Origin of the sequence: Bacillus sp. FS02 (assembly GCF_024398395.1) — a bacterium.
GTDB lineage: Bacteria > Bacillota > Bacilli > Bacillales > Bacillaceae > Bacillus > Bacillus altitudinis.
The window spans coordinates 1,982,498-2,003,289 of record NZ_CP074101.1; the positions used below are offsets into that span (position 1 = coordinate 1,982,498).

Here is a 20,792-nt window from a genome sequence, read left to right on the forward strand (position 1 = left end):
CGGATAAATTTTTGAACTGAATCGGAGGTACTTATGAAGCAGCTGTATATGAAGCAAAAGGTATTTAGTCTGAGCGGCAGGTTTACGGTAAAGGACCAACAGGAGAATGATGTATATGTGGTCGAAGGCAGCTTTATGAAGGTGCCAAAGACGTTTACCATTTTGAATACAGAACGAGAAGTCATCGCTGTAATTACGAAGAAAATGTTTAGCTTTTTACCGAAGTTTTTAGTAGAAGTCGGTGGGCAAGAGGTATTGACGATCAAAAAAGAGTTTACGTTCTTCAAAGCAAAATATTCAATTGATGCTGCTGGTATCGAAGTACAAGGGAACTGGTGGGATATGAATTTCCAAGTGTTGCAAAGCGGCGAAGTAATCGGTCAGGTAAAGAAGGAATGGTTTACTTGGGGGATAGTTACAAGGTGGATATTTTGAAAGAAGAGATGGAGCCTGTGATGATTGCATTGGTTGTTGCGATTGATTGTGTGAAAGCGGATGAAGCGGCGTCTAGGTCTTCGTCGACGACGACAATCAATAATTAATTGGAGGTTTTAAAAAGTTGGACAACCTCACCCGCATTTTAAGATTAAGAGATGCAGAGATATGGGCGTATGAATTTCTCGATAATAAAGACATCATCGTCTATTTCTCGATTACAGATTTAAATAGAAAAGCAACGATTCATGATAACCCTCTGGCTACTCAAGAAGAACTGGATGAAAGAGATAATTACATATCAATGGATGTGCACAGCCATCTAGATCTCAAGAAAACGCTAGAAGAAGATATATTTGATGACTTTATCACCAATATCTCAGCTTTAGTAGAGCATATGCATGATTTTCACAATGCGCATGTTTTTATTCATATGCATGTTCATGACAAAATCGAATTGACAGATTTTCAGTTAGAAAAAGATGAAGAGATGCATGGCGATGAAAAAGAACAACTCTATACATTTAAACGTTTATGGATTCAGCAGGCATGTTTTCAATTGGTCGAACAACAATTAAATCGAAAAATCACAGACATGTCTAACAGTAGGTTTTGCCAAGATCTAAAGTGAGGTGAGCAAACGAATGACATTCCCATACAAAGTATTTCAAACAGTCGTCGAATGCGGTAGCTTTACAAAAGCTGGTGAGAAGCTTGGGCTGACGCAGTCTGGGGTGAGTCATAATATGGCGAAGCTTGAGTCAGAGCTTGGGATTGTGCTGCTTCATCGGAATCGAAACGGGCTGTCGCTGACAGATGCAGGTGAGCGAGTGATGCCCCATATTCGCCAAATCATTCATCATGCGTCATTGCTTGAGCAGGAGGCGGCGTTGATTCAAGGGGTGGAAGTGGGGAGTATCAAGATCGGCACGTTCTCTAGTTTTTCTTCAAAAATGCTTCCGCAGCTCATTCATCGTTTTACGAAAAGTTATCCCAATATCCAATTGGAATTATACGAAGGCGGCTATGAAGAGATTGAAGAGTGGATCGCGTCTGGCACAGTTGATCTTGGGTTTTTAACACAGCCATCTAGAGATTTGGAAACTGTTCCACTGTTTCAAGATGAATTGGTGGTGCTCATGCAAGAGGGTCATCGTTTCCATACAAAGAAGGTGATGGAAGTGGCTTCGTTCCAAGATGAACCATTTATTATGCCAAAAGCGGGCTGTGATCAACTCATTAAGAAATTATTAAAAGAAAGAGGCGTGAAGCCCCATGTTTTGTTTGAGATTGGGGACAACAATACGATCATCTCTATGGTTCAGGAAGGTCTTGGGCTCACGATCATTCCGAAGTTGATTTTGCCGCCTCAGGTGCCTCATGCGAACGTAATTCCACTTGAGACCCGTGTTTATCGCGAAATCAATATGGCGTTTAAATCTTTTAACGCAGCCTCTCCCTCTACTAAAAGATGGATTGAAGCGGTCAAAGATCATTTTAAATAGATTCAGCTTGAACGAGAGTCTCTATTCAAGCTGATCAATTTATAGCGTGATTACCCCGCGAATGGTAATAACCGCTGCACCTGCAACTTTAATCACCGGCTTTGCTTCATTCGGAATGACCGTGATACGAAGCAATCCTGGTCTGCCGATGGCATCACCTTGAGCAATGCGCAGATGAGTGGTTTCTTGCTGAGGAATGATCCCTTCCAAATACAGATATCCGGCTAATGCTCCGTTTGCTGCTCCGGTTACAGGATCTTCGGGTATACCAATGCCAGGTGCAAAATCCCTTGTATAAAGATCACAGTCCTTTGTGGTTTGAAACGTATAAAGATGAGTCGTTGTGATACCCTGCGCTTTATTCATTTTCCCTAAAGCTGCTAAGTTTGGTGCCGCTTGATCAATGTCATGCTGGTGTTTCAGCGGAACCAGAAGATGCCAGTTTCCGGTGTTTGCTAATTTTATAGGATAGGATGGATCAATCCTGTCACTGCTTATACCGAGAATATCACTAAGCTCTTCTACATCGATGATAAAATCTCGCGTCTTTGGCGTGACCTGTGTCATCTCCACATCCACAACTTTACCATTCTCTTCGTGCCATACAACGGGGACATGGCCGATCTTTGTTTCTAACACCACCCCTGATTTTTCTTTAGCCATCCCTAGCTCCGTCGCTAAAAGCCAAGTCAACCCAACCGTCGCATGCCCGCAGAAATTGACCTCTTCCGTTGGAGTGAAATATTTCACTCGATAATCGGCTTTCTCATCATGTGCCGGCAGCAAGAAAACGGACTCGGGTAAGTTCAACTCCTTGGCGATATTCTGCATCTCATCCTCCGTTAACCATTCCCCATCCAACACCACCCCAGCGGCATTACCTCCAAATTTCTCAGTTGTAAACGCATCGACATGATACACCCTAATATCTTTCATCTGACGAATCCTCCTAAACATGTTGTTATGTTCATCATAAGTGTGTAGGATACATTCGTAAAATGAATTTTTTTGATGTGATGAATTTGTATGATTCATGCAAAATGAAAAATCGATCGACATCACTCTCTATATCTATGAATATCGATTTTATATAAGTCTTTAGGCTCAACATTAAACCTTGTACCTATATTGGTTAAAATGTATAATATTTGTATATAAACACATTAATAGGAAAAGAGAGGATATATTTATGAAAATAGTCCTGAAAGTAGTAGCTTCTATTCTTTGTATGATGATGTTGAGTTTTCATATACAAGAAAATGTGAGTGCCGCAGAGGGTGGAACAATAACAACAGTTGATCGTTATCAATATGGTGATAATTATCTGACGGGTAAAACAGCGCCAAACGCAATCGTTGCTTTCGTAGATTGGGGTGTTCCGAGTAACTGGAAATCTAGATATATGCACTACGCAAAAGCAGATAGTAACGGAAACTTTAAGTTGTTTTCTCAGAACTTTAGTTCAGGCCAAACGGTGGAGTTAGATACGTATGACCAAAATGGGACAAAGCTTTCTTCAAACAAAGTGTATATTTTCAAGGAATCGTTTACCTCATTAGATCCGATATATGATACTTCTCAGGAGCTAACTGGGAAAACTGTGAAGAACACAAAAGTAGAGGTCATGAAAGATGGTAAAGTGATTGCCTCAGGAACATTTAATGATGCCATTCATTTAAAGCTTCCTGTCCTAAATGCAGGCACATTCCTAACAGTGAAAATGACGACTGGAAGCAATATCGACATTTACAAAAAAATTGTTAACCCTAATAAAATCTCACTTATTCCTACGACAAAATGGTCTAAATCAGTGAAAGGCCAAACGGGAATCCCTTACGCAAAGATCGTCTTTAAAAACGAGAAATCTGGTGTCATTAATCAATCGGTGACAGCAGATGGAGATGGAAATTTTGAATTTAGTGTAGACAAAGATACCATAAAGCTCTTAGACCAAAATAAATTACAAGTCATGGAACCAGCATATGACAATGTTTTGAATGAAAAATTTTTTCGTATCAAATCGACGGCTCCAACAATCAACCCATTTACCCAGCTATCAACATCAATTAGTGGAACCGCAACTCCAGAAAGTATCGTCCATATTCTAAATGGAGAGGGCCAAATCATTGGAGAAGGTCAGACAGACGCTAAAGGGTTTTATGAAGTTCCTGTTTCAAAGCTAATCGGTGGCGACTTAATGACCGTAAAATCGTTCATGGCTGATAACCCGACTGAAGCAAATCAATCTCAAGAAGATGTACAGAAAGTATTTGTGGAAGAAATCGATGACTCAAGTGATACCATTAATGGTATCAGTACTTTTGGGGATAAAGCTGTTGTAGAAGTGCAATCTGATTCATCGAATAACACAATTAAAGCGATGTCCAAGCTCAGCACAAGTTCCACGAAAAAGAAATATGGACCATTTGCCATTACGCCAGGAAAAAACTTCAAATTAAAAACAGGAAAATTAAGACAGGGATCTAAAGTGACGATCACGTTGCTAAGTGGAAATAGACAGGTCTCCCTGCCTGCTGTAACCGTCAAAAAAATCGTCACATCTCCGCTTGCAGCATCTCAAGTGAAGGTGACGAACAATAAAGGGAAAAACGATACGGTAACGATAAAAGGAATCAAAAAACAATCCGTCATCAAAATCTTTAAACAAGCTTCTGGTGGAACAGCGATTGCTCAGCAAACTGCATCGAGCTCGAACATGACGATTTCCGTGAAACAATTGGGTCAAACAAGTGGAACGCTTTATATCAGCATGAAAGAGCCTGGTCTAAAAGAGGGAAATCGAGTACCAATTCGCTATCAGGGTGAAAAATCAGATGCTCTAAAAGTCAACCAGGTCAAAATCAATAATCTTAAAAATAAAAAAGACGTCATTACAGTGAGTAAGATTAAGAAAAAAGACGTCATCAAAGTCTACTCAACAAACGGTAAATTACTTGCCACATCAAAACCGGCGAACAGTTCATCCATCAAATTGTACGTCAAACAAGTTGGGGCTAAGAGCGGCAAAGTATTTGTTACACGAAGCAGTGACAAGATGTTGGAAAGCGGCAAACAGGCTGTTTCTTTTAAAGGTGAGCCAACCTCTGCATTAAAAGGCAACCAAATTAACATCGTCAACAACAAGAAGAAAAATGACGTGATCACCGTTAGTCAATTAGCGAAACAGGATCTTGTTAAAATCTATAACCAATCAGGAAAATTAATTGGTCAGTCAACGGTTTCTAAAGGTAAGGTTGTGAAGGTGACCATCAAACAACTAGGCGCTAAGGGCGGAAAGATTTACGTCACGGTTACAAGAAAAGGCATGTCAGAGAGTAGTAAGACGGTAAAGTCGTTTAAGGCTGAGAAGTAGATTTTCCCAATAATTTGTAACACTTCATTTCTATAACAATCGTCATTCGTTTTATGGGTGACGATTTTATGTTCAGATCGTATTTTTTTAATAACTCTAATCATAGGATGGTGCCAATCTTGAAAAAATAAAATATGTCGTCCTAACGGCTATTATCTTTTGTTGCAGTATGTGGTCTTCTAGTGTTCAAGCTCAATCCGGTTATTTCAACACATATACAACGTATACTGGAATGTCAGGCTCTGGATTCTACACCTCTATGCAAGGTATGTGTGTCGACCGTAACAATAACATGATTTATGCTGCAAAAATAAATACTTCAACCCAGCTGACACAATTGTACTCTATTAAAATGAACAGCTCGTCAAGCAACAGAACAGTGAAGCTTCTTAAAAACTCTGATACGAATAGTACTAGCTATGATTTAGGACATGCCAATGACTTAGCTGTCAAAGCCCAAAAAGGAGATGAGCAAGTTAGTATTTATGTAGCCCCTATGACCGATGGTGTCAAGTATGTAAAAAAGATCGTGAAGCTACAAGTGAACACGAAAAAAAGTACATACAAAGTGGCTAAAGCCTATGTCCTTCAGTACCAAGGAACGAATTTATCAATTAGCGGCATCACGTATTCTGTTGGAGCAGACAAATTTATTGTGAGGTCTGGCAATCGCTTTTTCATTGGAAATTTTAATGATCAAACAGGAAAATTTGAGTATGAGGCCACATTTACATTAAATTATACAAAAGCAGTGATCAATCAGTCAGTGGTAGATGTTTCGAAGTACATTCTTCAAGGAATTTCTTTTTACCAAGGAACATTATATGTCCCTTTATCTAAGCCAGATACCAACGGAGGGGCTTCTAATGTGAGTGTTATTCTCACGTATCCGTTAAATATCAACCAAATGATCAAAGAGCAAAAGGGAACAACAACAAAAGATTTTTCAAAAGAGTTGTTTACTAGAAATGACCTATCTTTCCGAATAACGAGTAGTGCATTTACTCTTTTTGAGATAGAAGCTGTTGATTTCGATGACGGAACGTTATATTTTAATACGAATCGTGGGAAAAAAGGGACACAAGAAGATATGATCGCAACATTCAATGACTATAACTACTACAAATGATGCCAGCATTAAAAAAAGCTCCTCAAAAATGAGGGGCTTTTTCCTTTCATCACCCATAATAATTATTCGCCTGAATAAAAAATTGGGATTGCATGTAGTTATATGTGATTTTCGAGAAGTCGAAGGGCTGGCCGTTTGTGAGATGAAAGACGGTTTCGACGCGAAGAGCAGGATCATTTTGCTTAAGTCCGAGGTGCTTCGCTTCAGTTTCGTTTAGTTTGCCTACTTGTAAGTACATATCCGAGAAGCCAACTTTGAGCCCAAGGCCTTCACTAATGAATTTAAATACAGAATCGGCTGCAATTTCTGTGTTGAGGTAAGGAATAATGGTTTTCCGGTAATAGGACTCTTCTAAACATAAAGTTTGTCCATTGATGTAACGAATGCGTTTAAGGTAGAAAACATCCTCATCTAGTTCAATATTTAAATTTAGCGCAGCTTCTTCTGGCGGTTTGACGATATCTAACGTGAGAACTTCTGATGTCAGTTGAAATTCCTCTAAATCTTTTTTAAAACCTTGGTTGGATAATAGGCTAATATAGCCTTTGCGTCTATGCCTTCTCACAAAGATGCCGCTGCCCCTCACCTGATAGACAATCCCTTTTCTTTCGAGTAAATCTAATGATTTGATAATTGTACTTTTGCTCACAGCAAATTGATTCATGAGCGTCTCAAGCACAGGGAGTTTGTCTCCTTGCTGCAGCTCATGTGTGACAATATATTTTTCAATATCGCTCGCAATTTGTTGATACTTTAACATAGCCATTCCTCTTTGTTTTCACGATTTATTGTCTTTGTATTATAGCACATCCCGATTTCTCTTTGATATGCAAACTCAAATTATATATGTATTGATAAATTGTACCGGTATAATTATAATGTACGTATACTAGTAGTGATAAAGGGGGGTTATATGTCAAAAGTGAGGGATTATCAAAAGCTTGCAGAAGACATCTTAGAAGCAGTTGGCGGAGAAGAAAATGTGGTGAGTGCCGCAAGATGCGCCACGAGGCTGCGTTTGGTGCTGAAGCGTTCTAATCCAAAGGCAAAAGAAGCAGTCAACGCCATGCCTGGCGTCATTACAGTGGTGGAAAACGGTGGTCAGTTTCAGGTTGTGATCGGTCAGCATGTAGGTGAGGTATATGAGCATTTTTCCAACCTTGTTCAGCTCCAAACGTCGGATGATGACCAGCCGAATGAAAACAAAGGAACGATACTGAATCGGGTCATTGCGACCATGTCCGCTGTGTTTGCGCCATTTGTGTATATTTTAGCCGCAGCTGGTATTTTGCAAGGTGCACTTATCTTAATAAATTTGATATTTCCAAGCTTCTCGAAAACAGGCACTTATGAAGTGTTTAGCTTTATTTCTTGGGCACCGTTTACGTTCTTGCCCATTTTTATTGCGATAACTGCAGCCAAGCATTTCAAAACGAATATGTATATCGCGGTTGCTTGTACAGCAGCGCTTGTCAGTCCTTCTTGGACAGAGATTGCCGGACGTGTAGCATCAGGGGAAGGTGTGACCTTTTTAGGGATTGCGTTATCTGAAACGGTTTATACATCATCCGTCTTGCCACCGCTTTTCTTAGTATGGATTCTTTCCTATGTAGAAAAATTCTTAAACAAACGAATTCATGAGGTTGTCAAACCGCTATTTGTCCCATTTCTATGTATGGTCGTCATGGTTCCGTTAACCATTCTATTAATCGGTCCTCTTTCGACAGCAGGTGCAAATGGGATTGCAAACGGATACAATGTTTTAGCTGAAAATGTACCAGCTCTGGCAGGGGCCATTATCGGCGGTTTCTGGCAAGTACTCGTGATTTTCGGTGTTCACTGGGGCATCACGCCAATGGTGCTTGCGAACTTTGAACAATATGGACGTGACTCTTTTCAGGCATATCAAACCATCGCTGTTATCGCTCAAGTCGGTGCGGTGCTGGGAGTTATTTTAAAAGCAAGAAATCGGGAAACACGGAAAGTTGGGGTTTCAGCTGGAATCACAGGACTCTTCGGTATTACGGAGCCTGCGATTTACGGTGTCACCTTACGTTTTAAAAAGCCGTTTATTTTCGGGTGTATTTCTGGAGCGGTCGGTGCCGTTGTGGCCAGCTTCTTTACGCCTTATTACTTTGCATATGCAGGACTACCTGGCCCGCTGACCATTGTGAACGGAATCAGTGCAGATTATCCAACGTCTATCATTGGTATTTTGATTGGTGTGGCCATTGCGCTGATTTTACCAGTTGTGCTTATTCAAATGTTCGGATATGGAGAAGATACAGTAGAACAGTCAGCTGGTGAAACACCTGTTAAAGATCAAGACGGAGAAACGGCAAATACTTCTATGAACAATGAAGAAATAATCACGGCTCCACTTACAGGAAAAGTGCTTCCGTTATCTGAAGTGCCAGATGCCGTATTTAGCTCTGGGGCGATGGGGAAAGGCTTTGCCATTCATCCGACCGATAACAAACTGTTTGCACCGTTTGATGGCAGTGTCGTCATGCTTGCACCAACAAAACATGCGATTGGTCTGCGTTCTGAATTTGGTGTAGAGTTACTTGTTCATGTAGGAATTGATACGGTCTCTCTAGATGGATCGGCATTTACACTCGATATCAAAGAAGGCGACAAGGTGAAAAAGGGTGACTTGTTGATGACATTTGATCAGGAAGCAATTGAAAGCAAAGGATTACAAACAATCACACCTGTTATCATTACCAATACCCAAGCATACGAAGATGTGATTGTAGAGAAACATTCGACATGTCAGCCAACTGACGTCATGATGACAATTGTGAAATAGGAGGAATAGATAATGACTTTACCAAAAGATTTCTTATGGGGCGGGGCATTAGCCGCTCATCAATTCGAAGGTGGATGGAATGCAGCTGGCAAAGGGCCGAGTGTTGTAGATGTGATGACAGCAGGTGCTCATGGTGTACCAAGACAGATCACGGAAACGATAGAAGAAGGAACTTTTTATCCAAACCATGAAGCCATTGATTTCTACCATCGTTACAAAGAAGATATCGCCATGTTTGCTGAAATGGGATTAAAATGCTTGCGAACATCGATCGGCTGGAGCCGAATTTTCCCTAAAGGGGATGAAGAAGAGCCGAATGAAGCAGGCTTACAGTTTTATGATGATGTGTTTGATGAGCTGATTAAACATGGAATCGAGCCTGTCATTACGTTGTCTCACTTTGAAATGCCCCTTCATTTGGCAAGAGAATACGGCGGATTCCGAAGCAGAAAAGTCGCTGAATATTTCGCGAAATTCGCGGAAGTATGCTTCAATCGTTACAAGAACAAGGTCACGTACTGGATGACATTTAATGAAATCAATAACAAAATGGACGTCAACAACCCGTTGTTCCTTTGGACAAATTCAGGGGTATCTGTCAAAGAAGGCGAAAATGCCAAAGAAGTCATGTATCAAGCGGGCCATCATGAATTGCTTGCAAGTGCATGGGCAGTGGCAAAAGGAAAAGAGATCAATCCGTCCTTTCAAATTGGAGCGATGGTGTCCCACGTGCCAATTTATCCATATTCCTCAAACCCAGAGGATGTCATGCTGGCAGAAGAATATATGAGACAGCGCTATTTCTTCCCAGATGTCCAAGTGCGTGGCTACTATCCAAGCTACGCGTTAAAAGAATTTGAGCGCGAAGGCTATCACATTCCATTTGAAGAAGGCGATGAAGAAAGTTTAAGAAAAGGAAAAGTAGATTACCTTGGCTTTAGCTACTACATGTCAACAACGGTCAAAAGCGATGCAGTATCTGATCACAACGGAGACATTGTCAATGGAGCACTGCCACATGGTGTAGAAAATCCGTATATCAAATCAAGCGACTGGGGCTGGCCCATTGATCCGACAGGCTTAAGATATACATTAAATCGTTTTTACGATCGCTATCAAATCCCGCTATTCATTGTGGAAAATGGCTTTGGTGCCATTGATCAAGTGGAAGAAGACGGCTCTATTCATGACCCAGAGCGAATTCAATATCTCGCTTCTCATATTCAAGCACTGAAAAAAGCGGTTGAATATGACGGTGTGGACCTCATCGGCTACACACCTTGGGGCATCATTGATATCGTGTCATTCACAACCGGTGAAATGAAAAAACGCTACGGCATGATTTATGTTGACCGCGATAACGAAGGTAATGGTTCAATGAATCGTCTTAAAAAAGATTCGTTTACTTGGTATCAAAACGTCATCGCAACGAATGGTGAAGAAGTGTAATAAAGAAATGACTGGCCCGGATGAGCGTGGGATTCGCTTGTTCGGGTTTTTTTATTTCCTATGCTTCAATGTAGCCTGAATACAAAGAAAAAAGAGAGTGATCACAATAAAATAATTCATTGGATTGTGGAAGACATTGATACTAAATGCTAATTGAAGAAGAATCCAAAAACCGAATATCACTGTAACAGCTGGGATGATTTTTTTATACACATTGATTCTCCTTTCGAGAGTAGTTTGTTTTTAGGTGGCATTGTCTCATATCATTGCAGAGATGAAAAGAGAGAAAGATATTAATAGGTTCTATTGCACTATTTGGTATAATTGGTCTATAAAAACGATAAATGGTAGATAAAGAATAGGAGTTGTTGAAATGAATCAAACTCTGCAAATGGGTGCCAATACCGTACTAAACTCTCCAAAGGGGCAATTATCCATCAGTTATGAAGTGTCATCTGCAATTGATATTTCTTTAACGGCGTTTCTCTTAACAGATTCAAATCTAGTTCAAGGAGATAATGGCATTATTTTTTACAATCAGCCGGAGAGTACTACGGGTGTCGCAACACTTTTACCAGCAGAGATATCAGATCAGTTGAAAAGACATCAATTGAATTTTGATATGAGCAAAGTGCCTGTCGGAATCACAAAGATGGCTATTACACTAACAGAGGATCGAGGAATCGGCTTTTCTCATGTGAAGAATCTGCAAGCAGAAATTCGAACAGGTGATGAGGTGCTATACCTAACACCAGTAAGCTTTACAAATGAAAAGGGTATTGTCGTAGTAGAGCTATACATAAGAAATAGTGAAACGAAAGCACGATCCATCTGGCGTGGCTTCGATTCTGGATTGGAAGGGCTATGCAAGCTTTATGGGGTTGAGGTTGAACCTGATGAACAGGATGTTTCTACACCTCCTCCAATGGTTTCTGAAAAACAAATTAATGAGCCTGCTCCAATGAACACAGCCGCTAAAGAGAAAGTCTCTGCACCTATTAGCTTAGAGAAAGTTCAAGGTAAAATTAGTCTAGACAAAGGTCATAAACCGATCATCATTGACAAAACACCAGAGATTACGGCTACAGTATCTTGGGAGTCTGGTACCGATTATGATATTTACGCGTTGATCTATACGAAGTCAGGAAAACAAATAGATGTGGCCATGTTTGGCGCAAAAGGTGTTCCCGCTCTCAAAAGTTACGGTAACGGGGCTGTTGAGCATATGGGAGATGTCGGTAGAGATCGTGAATCAATGAAAACAGAAGTCATTAAACTAAGGTTAAATGATGATATCCTTGCGGTGGTACCCGTTGTTTACTCTGCTCAATCAAATGGAACAGGTTCTTTCTATAGATATAGAGTGTCTATGAGTATCGATAATCATCAAGGAACGTCTGTCACGATTTATGCAAAACATGCAAATGACAATGATCGAATTTATTCTTGTGTTCCTGGTATACTTCAAAACACAAATGATGGCGTGATCATCCGTCCACTAGAGCTTTACAGCAAGCCGAATTCCGAGCGCAGACCTAAATTAAAAATGAAGTCTTCAAATGAAATTGATGTTTTGATGGATAAAGGACCAATCAATGACTATAAGTGACGTGAACATGTGGCTAGACAGAGTATAATGAACTGTCTGGCCTTTTCTATATCTCTACAATGGATAAACTCGTTTATCCAAATTAGAGGGTAAATTGAATAGAAAGTCCATTCCATTTTTTATGTCATTTAGCCTATTTTTCAGTTTTGGAGGTCACGGTAAAATAGACTTTATGATCAATAATGGAGGGAGTGGCTTCTTCTGGGCAAGATACTTGATGCAAAAGCACTAACCAGTGCCATGGATACAAGGGCAAAACACTATCAGGAACTCCGCGAACAAATGATAGATTTAAAAAAGGCATTACAAGGTGTTGCCAACCTCGGTGACGACTTCACTGGAAAAGGTGCCGATAACATTAAAAGCTTCTACAAAGAGCTCGCAGGAAATGTGGACATGTTTATTAGCTTCATTGATAAACAAAAAGCCTTTCATGAAGGTGTTTCTGGAACGCTTGATGATACAAACTTTGGCGGCGATACCTTTGTAGAAGAACACTTTTTAGACAACGCTGTACATATGGGCATCAAAAACGCCAAAAGCATTGTAAAGGATCAAAAAAAGGCACTCAAAACGATTTTTCAAGATATTGATGACCTCATTTCTCTGGAGGTATTTGATAGTAAAACCTTTGACGAAAAGATTGCAGATGCGGAAGATGAACGCAAGAAAACGGTTAAAGATTTAATAGAACTTGATCAAAATCTAAAAGATGAATATGCTTTGTCAGAGACTGAGGAGAAGGCTACAATGGCATTGTACGCAGAAATGATCAATGCCACAAATGACGGAAAATCCATTTCGCCTATGAATTTTGACAAGAAAGCGTATCAAAATAGCGAAATCTACAAGGCAAAAAGCGATATTGAGAAGCAAACTTCTGAATATCTAAAAATCAAAAAAGATCAAGAAGAAGCCCGCAAGATCGCAAAGGAACAAGAAGCGCTCGCCAACCGTCCGTGGTATGAAAAAGCTCTTGATTACGGAGGAAATATTGTCAATGAATTGACAGGCGTGAACGATGCAAAACGTGCTGCAACAGGTGTCGATCCGATCACAGGTGAAGAACTCACCGCAGGACAGCGAGTCGCCGCAGGAGGCATGGCTGCAGCAGGATACATCCCGATCGTCGGCTGGGCAGGACGTATTTTCAAAGGCGGTAAAGCCGTTTATAAAACGACTCAAGCCACGTCCGCCGCAGTCAGAGCAGTAGACATTTACAAGACATCACAGAAGTCTTTTGACGCCCTGAAAACATCACAAAAAGGCTTATATGGCCTCACCGCAACAAACGGCTTCAGCGAAGCGATTACGGGTCGAGATATGTTTGGAAATAAGATCTCGAAAGAACAGCAGGAAGCGAGTATGAATGCAGCGCTTGGGATGCTTTTGCCGTTTGGGGCAAAAGGGTTTCATGGGAAGATGGGTGTAAAGAGTTCAGGTATACCTAATATTTCAAAAAGGCATGATGAAATTGCTCATAAAAGTTATTATGGTAGAAAAGATTTTAGAATAAAGATAAATAGTGCAGTATATTCTCATCATGATAATAAGCATTTAAAGGCTAGAACTGCCGAAGAAGCGAAACGTTTTAGTGAAACCGGAAGACGAAATGCTCAATACCTACCTGAAATAAATAATAAAGTGATAGAAAAAGAAGCTCTTCAAAGAGGGCATATCATTGATAATGGCAATAATAATTTTTACTTCATTTATGATACTGGTAAAGTTGTTGGTTATGATAATGGAAAATCTACTAGTTGGATTAGAGGAGAACTAACGAGTGGTAATGTGTATCACGGTCATCCAATAGCTGGTGATAGATTAAATAAGTATTTAAACAAATTAGGAATAAAATAACTATAAAATTAACAAAGAGGTCGGATAAAGATGAGAAAGCATGTGAAACTTGATATTCCGGAAGTAAACATTCATCCCTTGAGGATAACTGAAGGTTGGAATGTCCGTTATAATCATTTTTGGGAAATTGACCCTAGAAAGTTAGAAACAGAAGATGAAAGATGGTTTATGTTCACTGAAAGTTTGTTACAGCTTTATCATGAGAAATCATCAATAACATTGGACTTAGGTTGGTATCCCGATTTATCTTCAGATGGCAACTATCTTGTTCTAATAGTTAAAAATACAGATTGGGACAATCCTATTCAGGAGTTTAGCTCTGATGACTATAGCAAAGTGATAGATTTTATAGAATTTCATTTAAAAGAAATTACATATAACTGGTGGAAATAAAACTGTATGTATTTCTACGAGGTTAATAAGGCTATTGCTTCTCTGTTTTGCCGTTTCTATGGTGGTGGTCTTATAATGAATAAAAACCAAACAATGCTTAAAAAGCAAAATATGTGGAACCATCATTGGAGCATTAAAAATGTATATAGAACTGGATAAAATTTTATCCGCTGATAAATACTAGTAAGTGAGATACTCTTGTATTTTAGCCTAAACGATTGGGGAGAACTATCAAAACAGGTACTCAATAAACTAATAGAGTGGCAGCGAAAAATTGCGTACTGTCTCGATAATGAGTGCAATGAATATGAGTTTCATATTTTATTGGATTTGCTGAATACTAATGATGCGGAATTATTTGAGATTTGTATTGATACATTAAGAAGTTATCCTATTGAAGAGGGTAAAAAAATAGTACTGAAACATCCTCAGATTACAGAACGTATAAATCAAATGTTGACTACTACTGCGAACCTACCAGCAAAGACAGTTCTTCGAGATTTCATTTCAAAAATACATTCAAATTAGTCCGTTATTGCTGAAATTTAATGATGAAATAAGATCTTGATTGGTTTTATACTGATCAAGATTATTTAATTTACACTGATGAAAAATGTCACATTGTAAAAAGAGTAAGTAGGAATGTATTTATTCGGGATTTTAAACAACATAAGATTCATTATTACGTACATGTAATTATACAAAGTCCCCATTTATATTGATTTCCTAGATTTATATCCGGAAATTTTGAAAAAAAGCATAGTTATCTAGAAATCAGTTCATTCCACCGTGTAGCCTGGTGGAATTTTCAAGGGGGAGATGTCTAGAGAGCAATGTTTATACGCCTTGTGGAGGTGCTCCTATGAATAATAAAGGAAAAACAAAAATCGAAACCTTAAAAAGAAAAAGCAGAAGAAAGCACTTAATAAACGAATTAAGTTATATGACACTTCCAGAACCCCCTTTTTTGGAGGTCGAAGAGAATCAATTTTTTTGTCAGAAGGTATTTACTTTCCTGCAATCGAGAGAACATAAAAGTCAAATACATGGAGACAACGATCTAGAGCATATTGAAAAGTCTACACAAATGTTAAATGAAATGGTCGGGAGGATAAAAGAGACTCCTAAACAAGGGAGATTGCTTTTTTTCCGAGATCATGAAATTGAAGCGCTTTTAGTAAATGTGGATGAAGTGTTTCATCATTTAAATCAACTTCTTGAGCAAACCAAATTTTTAAGTGGATACGGAGATTTCATTTTAATAGCAGAGGATTTTCATTTTGGATTATGCATAGAGCGTACAGAATATTTTTATGAGTTTAGTATTTGGGGCTGTGAGATTAAAAGTGGGATGTAGAGACGAAGAGATAAGGTTTTCTTGATAGTCAGGGTTTCTCAATGGTGTCAGGTTGACATCGTTTTTAGTTTGTTTTATTCTTTCTCACTCTATCAGTCATCTGAAAAGGTACATTTGGTTGATAAAAACAGACTCTTTGATCTATATTTATTCATTTTTTATTTGATTTTTAAGAAAAATGTTGCTTTTGTTTAAAAAATTACTTACTATAGTGATATTAACATGTTAAAAGCGGTTTCATGAAACGATGAAAAGCTAAAAATAGAATAATGCGTACATTCAATAAGGCGTGTTACTGTTCGGCAGGCAAGACCTAGATTGGATGGGATATCTGTATTTGTATATTCCCACCCAATCCAGGTCTTTTTTTGTTGCCTGAGCTCCTATAATTAAAAATGAAAGCGGTGACTTTGATGAACCATAAAGACTTAGCTCAAGACATTCTAAAGCATATTGGTGGAAGTGAAAATGTTCAAAATGCGATCCACTGTATGACGAGATTAAGGCTGACATTAAAAGACTCTTCACGTGCAAACTCTGAAGAAATTAGTCGTCTTGATGGCGTTATTCAAGTAGCGGATACAGCAGGTCAGTATCAAATTATTATTGGAAATGATGTAGGTTATGTCTATAAAGAATTTGCAAAGCTTATTGATCACAACCCAGAAGCAAGCGGGCAAATTGTCCAGAATAAAGATCATAGCTTCAAAGGATACTTCAATCGTTTTGCCAATTTAATCACTGGCATTTTTGCACCAATTATCCCTGCAATTGCCGGTGCTGGTATGTTGAAGGCTTTGTTGATTTTGTTGCCGATGCTGAATTTGATGAAAGAAGATAGCCAGACCTATTTGGTGTTGAAAATCATTTCAGATGCGGCGTTCTTCTTCTTGCCGATTTTGTTAGCCTATACAAGCTCGCAAAAATTTGGCACAAACCCTATGGTATCCATGGCTTTGGCTGGGGTTTTATTACATCCTAACTTAACAGCTTTGTTTAGCAGTGGCGATCCAGTTGCTTTTGCTGGAATACCCTTGAAAGCTGTATCTTATGGCGCATCGGTTATTCCAATTATATTGATTGTTTGGCTTATGTCCTATGTTGAAAGGCTTGCGGATAAATTATCACCGGGACCCGTCAAAATTTTTATGGTTCCTTTAATCACAATGATCATTGTCGCGCCGATTGGTTTACTGTTTCTAGGGCCGCTCGGTATGTATCTGGGCGCAGGGTTAGCAGCGGGAGTGCTATGGATACAACAAACTGCGGGATGGGCGGCTGTTGCAATTTTAGCTGTTTTCTTACCTTTTATCGTGATGTTTGGCATGCAGAAGGTGTTCTATCCAGTTGTTATCGCTTCCCTTGCTTCGCCTGGATATGATGCGCTCATTGGAGTAGCCATGTTAGCGGCGAATTTTGCACAAGGTGGAGGTGCTTTGGCAGTTTCATTTAAAACAAAAGATCCTAAGTTAAAACAAATTGCGATGTCCGGAGGCATTTCTGCTTTATTTGGCATCACAGAACCTGCATTATACGGTGTCCATTTAAAGCTTAAGAAAACATTACTCGCATGTATGATTGGAGCAGGGGTTTCAGGTATATTTGTTGGATTAATTAAACTGAAAGCGTTTGTCATGGTTTCACCTGGAATTGCCACTATGCCGATTTTCATTGAAAAAGGGACTTCAAACTTTACGTTTGCCATTATTGGTGCAGTCATTTCAGCGGTAGTCGCATTTATTGCTGTTTACGTCATTGGCTTTAAAGATGCAGAAAATGAAGTCGTCCAGAAGAGCAATGAGCCTATCTCTACAACAGAAAACACAAGAAATCGTGAGGTCATTTATGCACCGATCAAAGGAGCTGTCATCCCATTAGCGAAAGTAAATGATAAAGTATTTTCTGAAGAAGTGATGGGTAAGGGGGCAGCGATCCAACCTAGCGATGGAAAAGTAGTAGCTCCATTTGATGGGCAAGTAGAAATGATTTTCCATACAAATCATGCGATTGGTCTAAAGTCAGACTTAGGTGTTGAAGTTCTTATTCATATTGGGATTGATACCGTTAACTTAAATGGACAATATTTTACTTCACATGTTCAAAAAGGTGATACAGTAAAGCAAGGCCAGCTTTTAATTGAATTTGATGATCAGAGTATACAAAAGGCTGGTTATGACACAACAACACCAGTGATCATTACAAATTCGGCTGATTATTTAGAAATTTTAACCCAAGAGGGAAAAACCAATCCTTCTGGTCATCAGCAGCCACTTTTAACTGTCTTATAAATAGATTTTGAATGTAACCAGGAAGGTGATATGGTATGGAAATTATAAAAGTGCTGAATACCAGTGTGGTTCTCGCTAAACGAGATGATGGAAAGGAAATCATCGTAATGGGGAAGGCGATCGGGTTTAAAAATAAGCCTGGCAGTCTTATTCAAGAGGAAGATATACAAAAGATTTATGTGCTAGAAGATCAAAGCACGTCAAATGATTTAGCTGAGCTCATGAGAGAGACTCCAGAGGAATTTTTAATCATAACGGATGAGATTATTTCCTATGCGAAGCATCGATTATCCACACACTTAAATGAGCATCTTTATATTTCTCTAACAGATCACCTTTTTATGGCTACAAAGCGCTTTAAGGAACATCTCACGATACAAAATCGCCTGCTTTGGGAAGTGAAGAAATTTTACCCCGAGGAATTTAGCATTGGTATGCACGCACTCGATCTAATAAAAAAACAACTAGGTATTCAATTACCGGAAGAAGAAGCAGCGAATATTGCTTTTCATCTAGTAAATGCGCAGCAGACAGAAGACAATTTGAATCAAATCGTGATGATGACCAATATGGTCAAAGATATTCTAAACATCATTAAAATGCATTATAAGATCGATATTCCAACAGATACGATTAATTACTCCAGGTTTTTAACACATTTACAGTTCTTTGTTCAGCGGTTGCTGGAGAACAAAATGCTTGAAACAGATGACCATGATTTAATCGATCAAATCATGAGGAAATACCCTGAAGAAGTGAAATGTGTGGAGAAAATCGAGAAATATATTAAAACAAATGTGGATTACACCATATCCAATGACGAAAAAATGTATTTAATTATTCATGTCAATCGAGTGGTTTTAAGAAATAATGGATCGTCTTAAGGGAGGAAGAGAGATGTCTAATCAAGTTAGAAAGTTTCCAGAAGGTTTTTTATGGGGTGGCGCTATTGCGGCTAATCAAGCAGAAGGTGCATGGAATGTAGACGGAAAAGGGCTATCGACTGCTGATGTGTCGATTTTTAAAAAAGGCCTCAGCAAGTCTGACTATAAAAAGCACAATAAAGTGGATGAAGAACAAATTCAACAAGCGATGCGTGCAGATACCGCTGAAGGTTATCCGAAACGAAGAGGTGTCGATTTTTATCATCGTTATCCAGAAGACATGGCGCTCTTCAAAGAGATGGGATTAAAGACGTTGCGTGTCTCGATTGCCTGGACACGTATTTTTCCAAATGGAGATGAAGAAGAGCCGAATGAAGCGGGATTATTGTTTTACGACCGCTTATTCGATGAAATGAAGAAACATGATATTGAACCACTCGTTACGCTATCTCATTATGAAATGCCGCTATACTTAGTCAATCAATATGGTGGATGGTCTCACCGCATTGTTGTTGATTTCTTTGTGAAATTTAGTCGAGTGGTCTTTGATCGATACAAAGATAAAGTCAAGTATTGGCTGACTTTCAATGAAATTGATAGCATTGTTCGCCATCCGTTTACAAGTGGAGGAATCGTGTCAGAGCGTTTTGATAATGTAGAGCAGGCTGTTTATCAAGCGCTACATCATCAATTTGTTGCAAGTGCTCTGGCAGTGAAGTATTGCCATGAAATGATCCCGGGTTCAAAAATTGGCTGTATGCTGACGAAATTAACAACGTATCCTTATTCTTGTAATCCAAAAGATGTTTTAAAGGCATCGAAGAACAATCAATTTAATATGTTCTTCACAGATGTACAGGTGCGCGGGGAGTATCCACGTTTTATCCATCGACTGTTCAAAGAAAAAAACATTCACATTGAGAAACAGCTAGGAGATGACGAGTTATTAAAGGTTCATACCGTCGATTTTATTTCTTTTAGTTATTACAATTCACTTGTTGCTACTGAAAACAGTGAAGGGATGGAAACGGTCAGCGGAAATACGATAGGTGGCGTAAAGAATCCTTATTTAGAAGTGAGTGAGTGGGGATGGCAGATCGATCCTATTGGTATTCGTATTTCTTTAAATGATCTATACGACCGCTATCAATTACCGCTATTTATTGTTGAAAACGGATTAGGAGCAAACGATCAGGTGGAGCAGGATGGAACGATCAATGATGATTATCGTATTAGTTATCATGAACAGCATTTCCAGCAGATGTTAGAAGCGATTGAGGATGGAGTCGAATTGATGGGGTACACGAGCTGGGGGATTCTTGATTTAATCAGCTATTCATCGTCAGAAATGGAAAAACGTTATGGGTTTATCCATGTTGATCAAGATAACGATGGAAATGGAACATTAAATCGCACACCTAAGAAAAGTTTTTACTGGTACCAGAATGTGATTCGTCAAAATGGACTGGAAATGAACGAATAGATGTGTCAGAAATCTTTTAAGGAGTGGTGTATACCCACTCCTATTTTTTATTGATGAATGTTTCAGCTCGTAAAAGAAAAGATATGCATATGGATATGCATTTCCCTCAAATTTAAGCAATTCACTATCATTACCTTTCACATTCATATAAAATAAGAGCTAGTGAAAATTTGAAGAGATGCTTGATAAATGAAGGGCATGTAAGCTGTGAGCCG

Annotated in this window: 15 protein-coding genes and 1 pseudogene; 14 read left to right on the forward strand and 2 right to left on the reverse strand. The window is 39.0% G+C overall.

Features of this window, described 5'->3' with window-relative positions; all coding sequences use genetic code 11:
• Positions 1–33 precede the first annotated feature (33 nt).
• From KFQ09_RS10100 to KFQ09_RS10110, 3 genes and pseudogenes are all read left to right on the forward strand, one after another.
• A pseudogene (locus tag KFQ09_RS10100) lies at positions 34–542 on the forward strand (LURP-one-related/scramblase family protein).
• 17 nt (positions 543–559) lie between these two features.
• The gene (locus KFQ09_RS10105) at positions 560–1,066 is read left to right on the forward strand and encodes a hypothetical protein (protein ID WP_142153380.1); all 507 of its coding nucleotides are present in this window, start codon (positions 560–562) and stop codon (positions 1,064–1,066) included.
• 13 nt (positions 1,067–1,079) lie between these two features.
• The gene (locus tag KFQ09_RS10110; RefSeq protein ID WP_255835635.1) at positions 1,080–1,940 is read left to right on the forward strand and encodes a LysR family transcriptional regulator; all 861 of its coding nucleotides are present in this window, start codon (positions 1,080–1,082) and stop codon (positions 1,938–1,940) included.
• Positions 1,941–1,979: 39 nt separating this feature from the next.
• On the opposite strand, the gene KFQ09_RS10115 is transcribed toward KFQ09_RS10110, so the two are convergent.
• A complete protein-coding gene (locus tag KFQ09_RS10115) occupies positions 1,980–2,876 on the reverse strand; it encodes a PhzF family phenazine biosynthesis protein (RefSeq protein ID WP_255835636.1) in 897 nt (298 codons plus the stop codon).
• 253 nt (positions 2,877–3,129) lie between these two features.
• Here KFQ09_RS10115 and KFQ09_RS10120 point away from each other — a divergent pair, with 253 nt between their 5' ends.
• Both KFQ09_RS10120 and KFQ09_RS10125 read left to right on the forward strand, forming a co-directional pair.
• Positions 3,130–5,313, forward strand: coding sequence for an Ig-like domain-containing protein (locus KFQ09_RS10120; protein WP_255835637.1), 2,184 nt, complete (start codon positions 3,130–3,132; stop codon positions 5,311–5,313).
• 259 nt (positions 5,314–5,572) lie between these two features.
• Positions 5,573–6,442: a hypothetical protein gene (locus KFQ09_RS10125; protein ID WP_045034925.1), complete on the forward strand. Its 870-nt coding sequence runs from the start codon at positions 5,573–5,575 to the stop codon at positions 6,440–6,442.
• Between the two features lie 49 nt (positions 6,443–6,491).
• Here KFQ09_RS10125 and KFQ09_RS10130 read toward each other — a convergent pair whose 3' ends face one another.
• A complete protein-coding gene (locus tag KFQ09_RS10130) occupies positions 6,492–7,202 on the reverse strand; it encodes a GntR family transcriptional regulator (protein WP_255835638.1) in 711 nt (236 codons plus the stop codon).
• Positions 7,203–7,355: 153 nt separating this feature from the next.
• Between KFQ09_RS10130 and KFQ09_RS10135 the strand changes: the two genes are divergently transcribed.
• From KFQ09_RS10135 to KFQ09_RS10180, 9 genes are all read left to right on the forward strand, one after another.
• A complete protein-coding gene (locus tag KFQ09_RS10135) occupies positions 7,356–9,254 on the forward strand; it encodes a beta-glucoside-specific PTS transporter subunit IIABC (RefSeq protein WP_255835639.1) in 1,899 nt (632 codons plus the stop codon).
• Positions 9,255–9,263: 9 nt separating this feature from the next.
• On the forward strand, positions 9,264–10,703 hold the full coding sequence (gene bglA, locus KFQ09_RS10140) for a 6-phospho-beta-glucosidase BglA (RefSeq protein ID WP_255836242.1): 1,440 nt from the start codon (positions 9,264–9,266) through the stop codon (positions 10,701–10,703).
• A gap of 373 nt (positions 10,704–11,076) precedes the next feature.
• Entirely contained in the window at positions 11,077–12,312 is a 1,236-nt protein-coding gene (locus KFQ09_RS10150) for a TerD family protein (RefSeq protein ID WP_255835640.1), read from the forward strand.
• 240 nt (positions 12,313–12,552) lie between these two features.
• Positions 12,553–14,172, forward strand: coding sequence for a ribonuclease YeeF family protein (locus KFQ09_RS10155; RefSeq protein WP_230680563.1), 1,620 nt, complete (start codon positions 12,553–12,555; stop codon positions 14,170–14,172).
• Positions 14,173–14,202: 30 nt separating this feature from the next.
• Complete coding sequence (locus tag KFQ09_RS10160) at positions 14,203–14,565, forward strand: hypothetical protein (protein ID WP_046527526.1); 363 nt, start codon at positions 14,203–14,205, stop codon at positions 14,563–14,565.
• A gap of 862 nt (positions 14,566–15,427) precedes the next feature.
• Positions 15,428–15,922 (forward strand): YxiF family protein, encoded by a 495-nt coding sequence (locus KFQ09_RS10165; protein ID WP_017359943.1) that lies wholly within the window; start codon positions 15,428–15,430, stop codon positions 15,920–15,922.
• A gap of 413 nt (positions 15,923–16,335) precedes the next feature.
• Positions 16,336–18,210: a beta-glucoside-specific PTS transporter subunit IIABC gene (locus tag KFQ09_RS10170; protein WP_148779893.1), complete on the forward strand. Its 1,875-nt coding sequence runs from the start codon at positions 16,336–16,338 to the stop codon at positions 18,208–18,210.
• A 35-nt stretch (positions 18,211–18,245) separates the two neighbouring features.
• Positions 18,246–19,094 (forward strand): BglG family transcription antiterminator LicT, encoded by an 849-nt coding sequence (gene licT, locus KFQ09_RS10175; protein ID WP_017359941.1) that lies wholly within the window; start codon positions 18,246–18,248, stop codon positions 19,092–19,094.
• Positions 19,095–19,107: 13 nt separating this feature from the next.
• The gene (locus KFQ09_RS10180) at positions 19,108–20,577 is read left to right on the forward strand and encodes a glycoside hydrolase family 1 protein (protein WP_255835641.1); all 1,470 of its coding nucleotides are present in this window, start codon (positions 19,108–19,110) and stop codon (positions 20,575–20,577) included.
• The last annotated feature ends 215 nt before the right edge of the window (positions 20,578–20,792 follow it).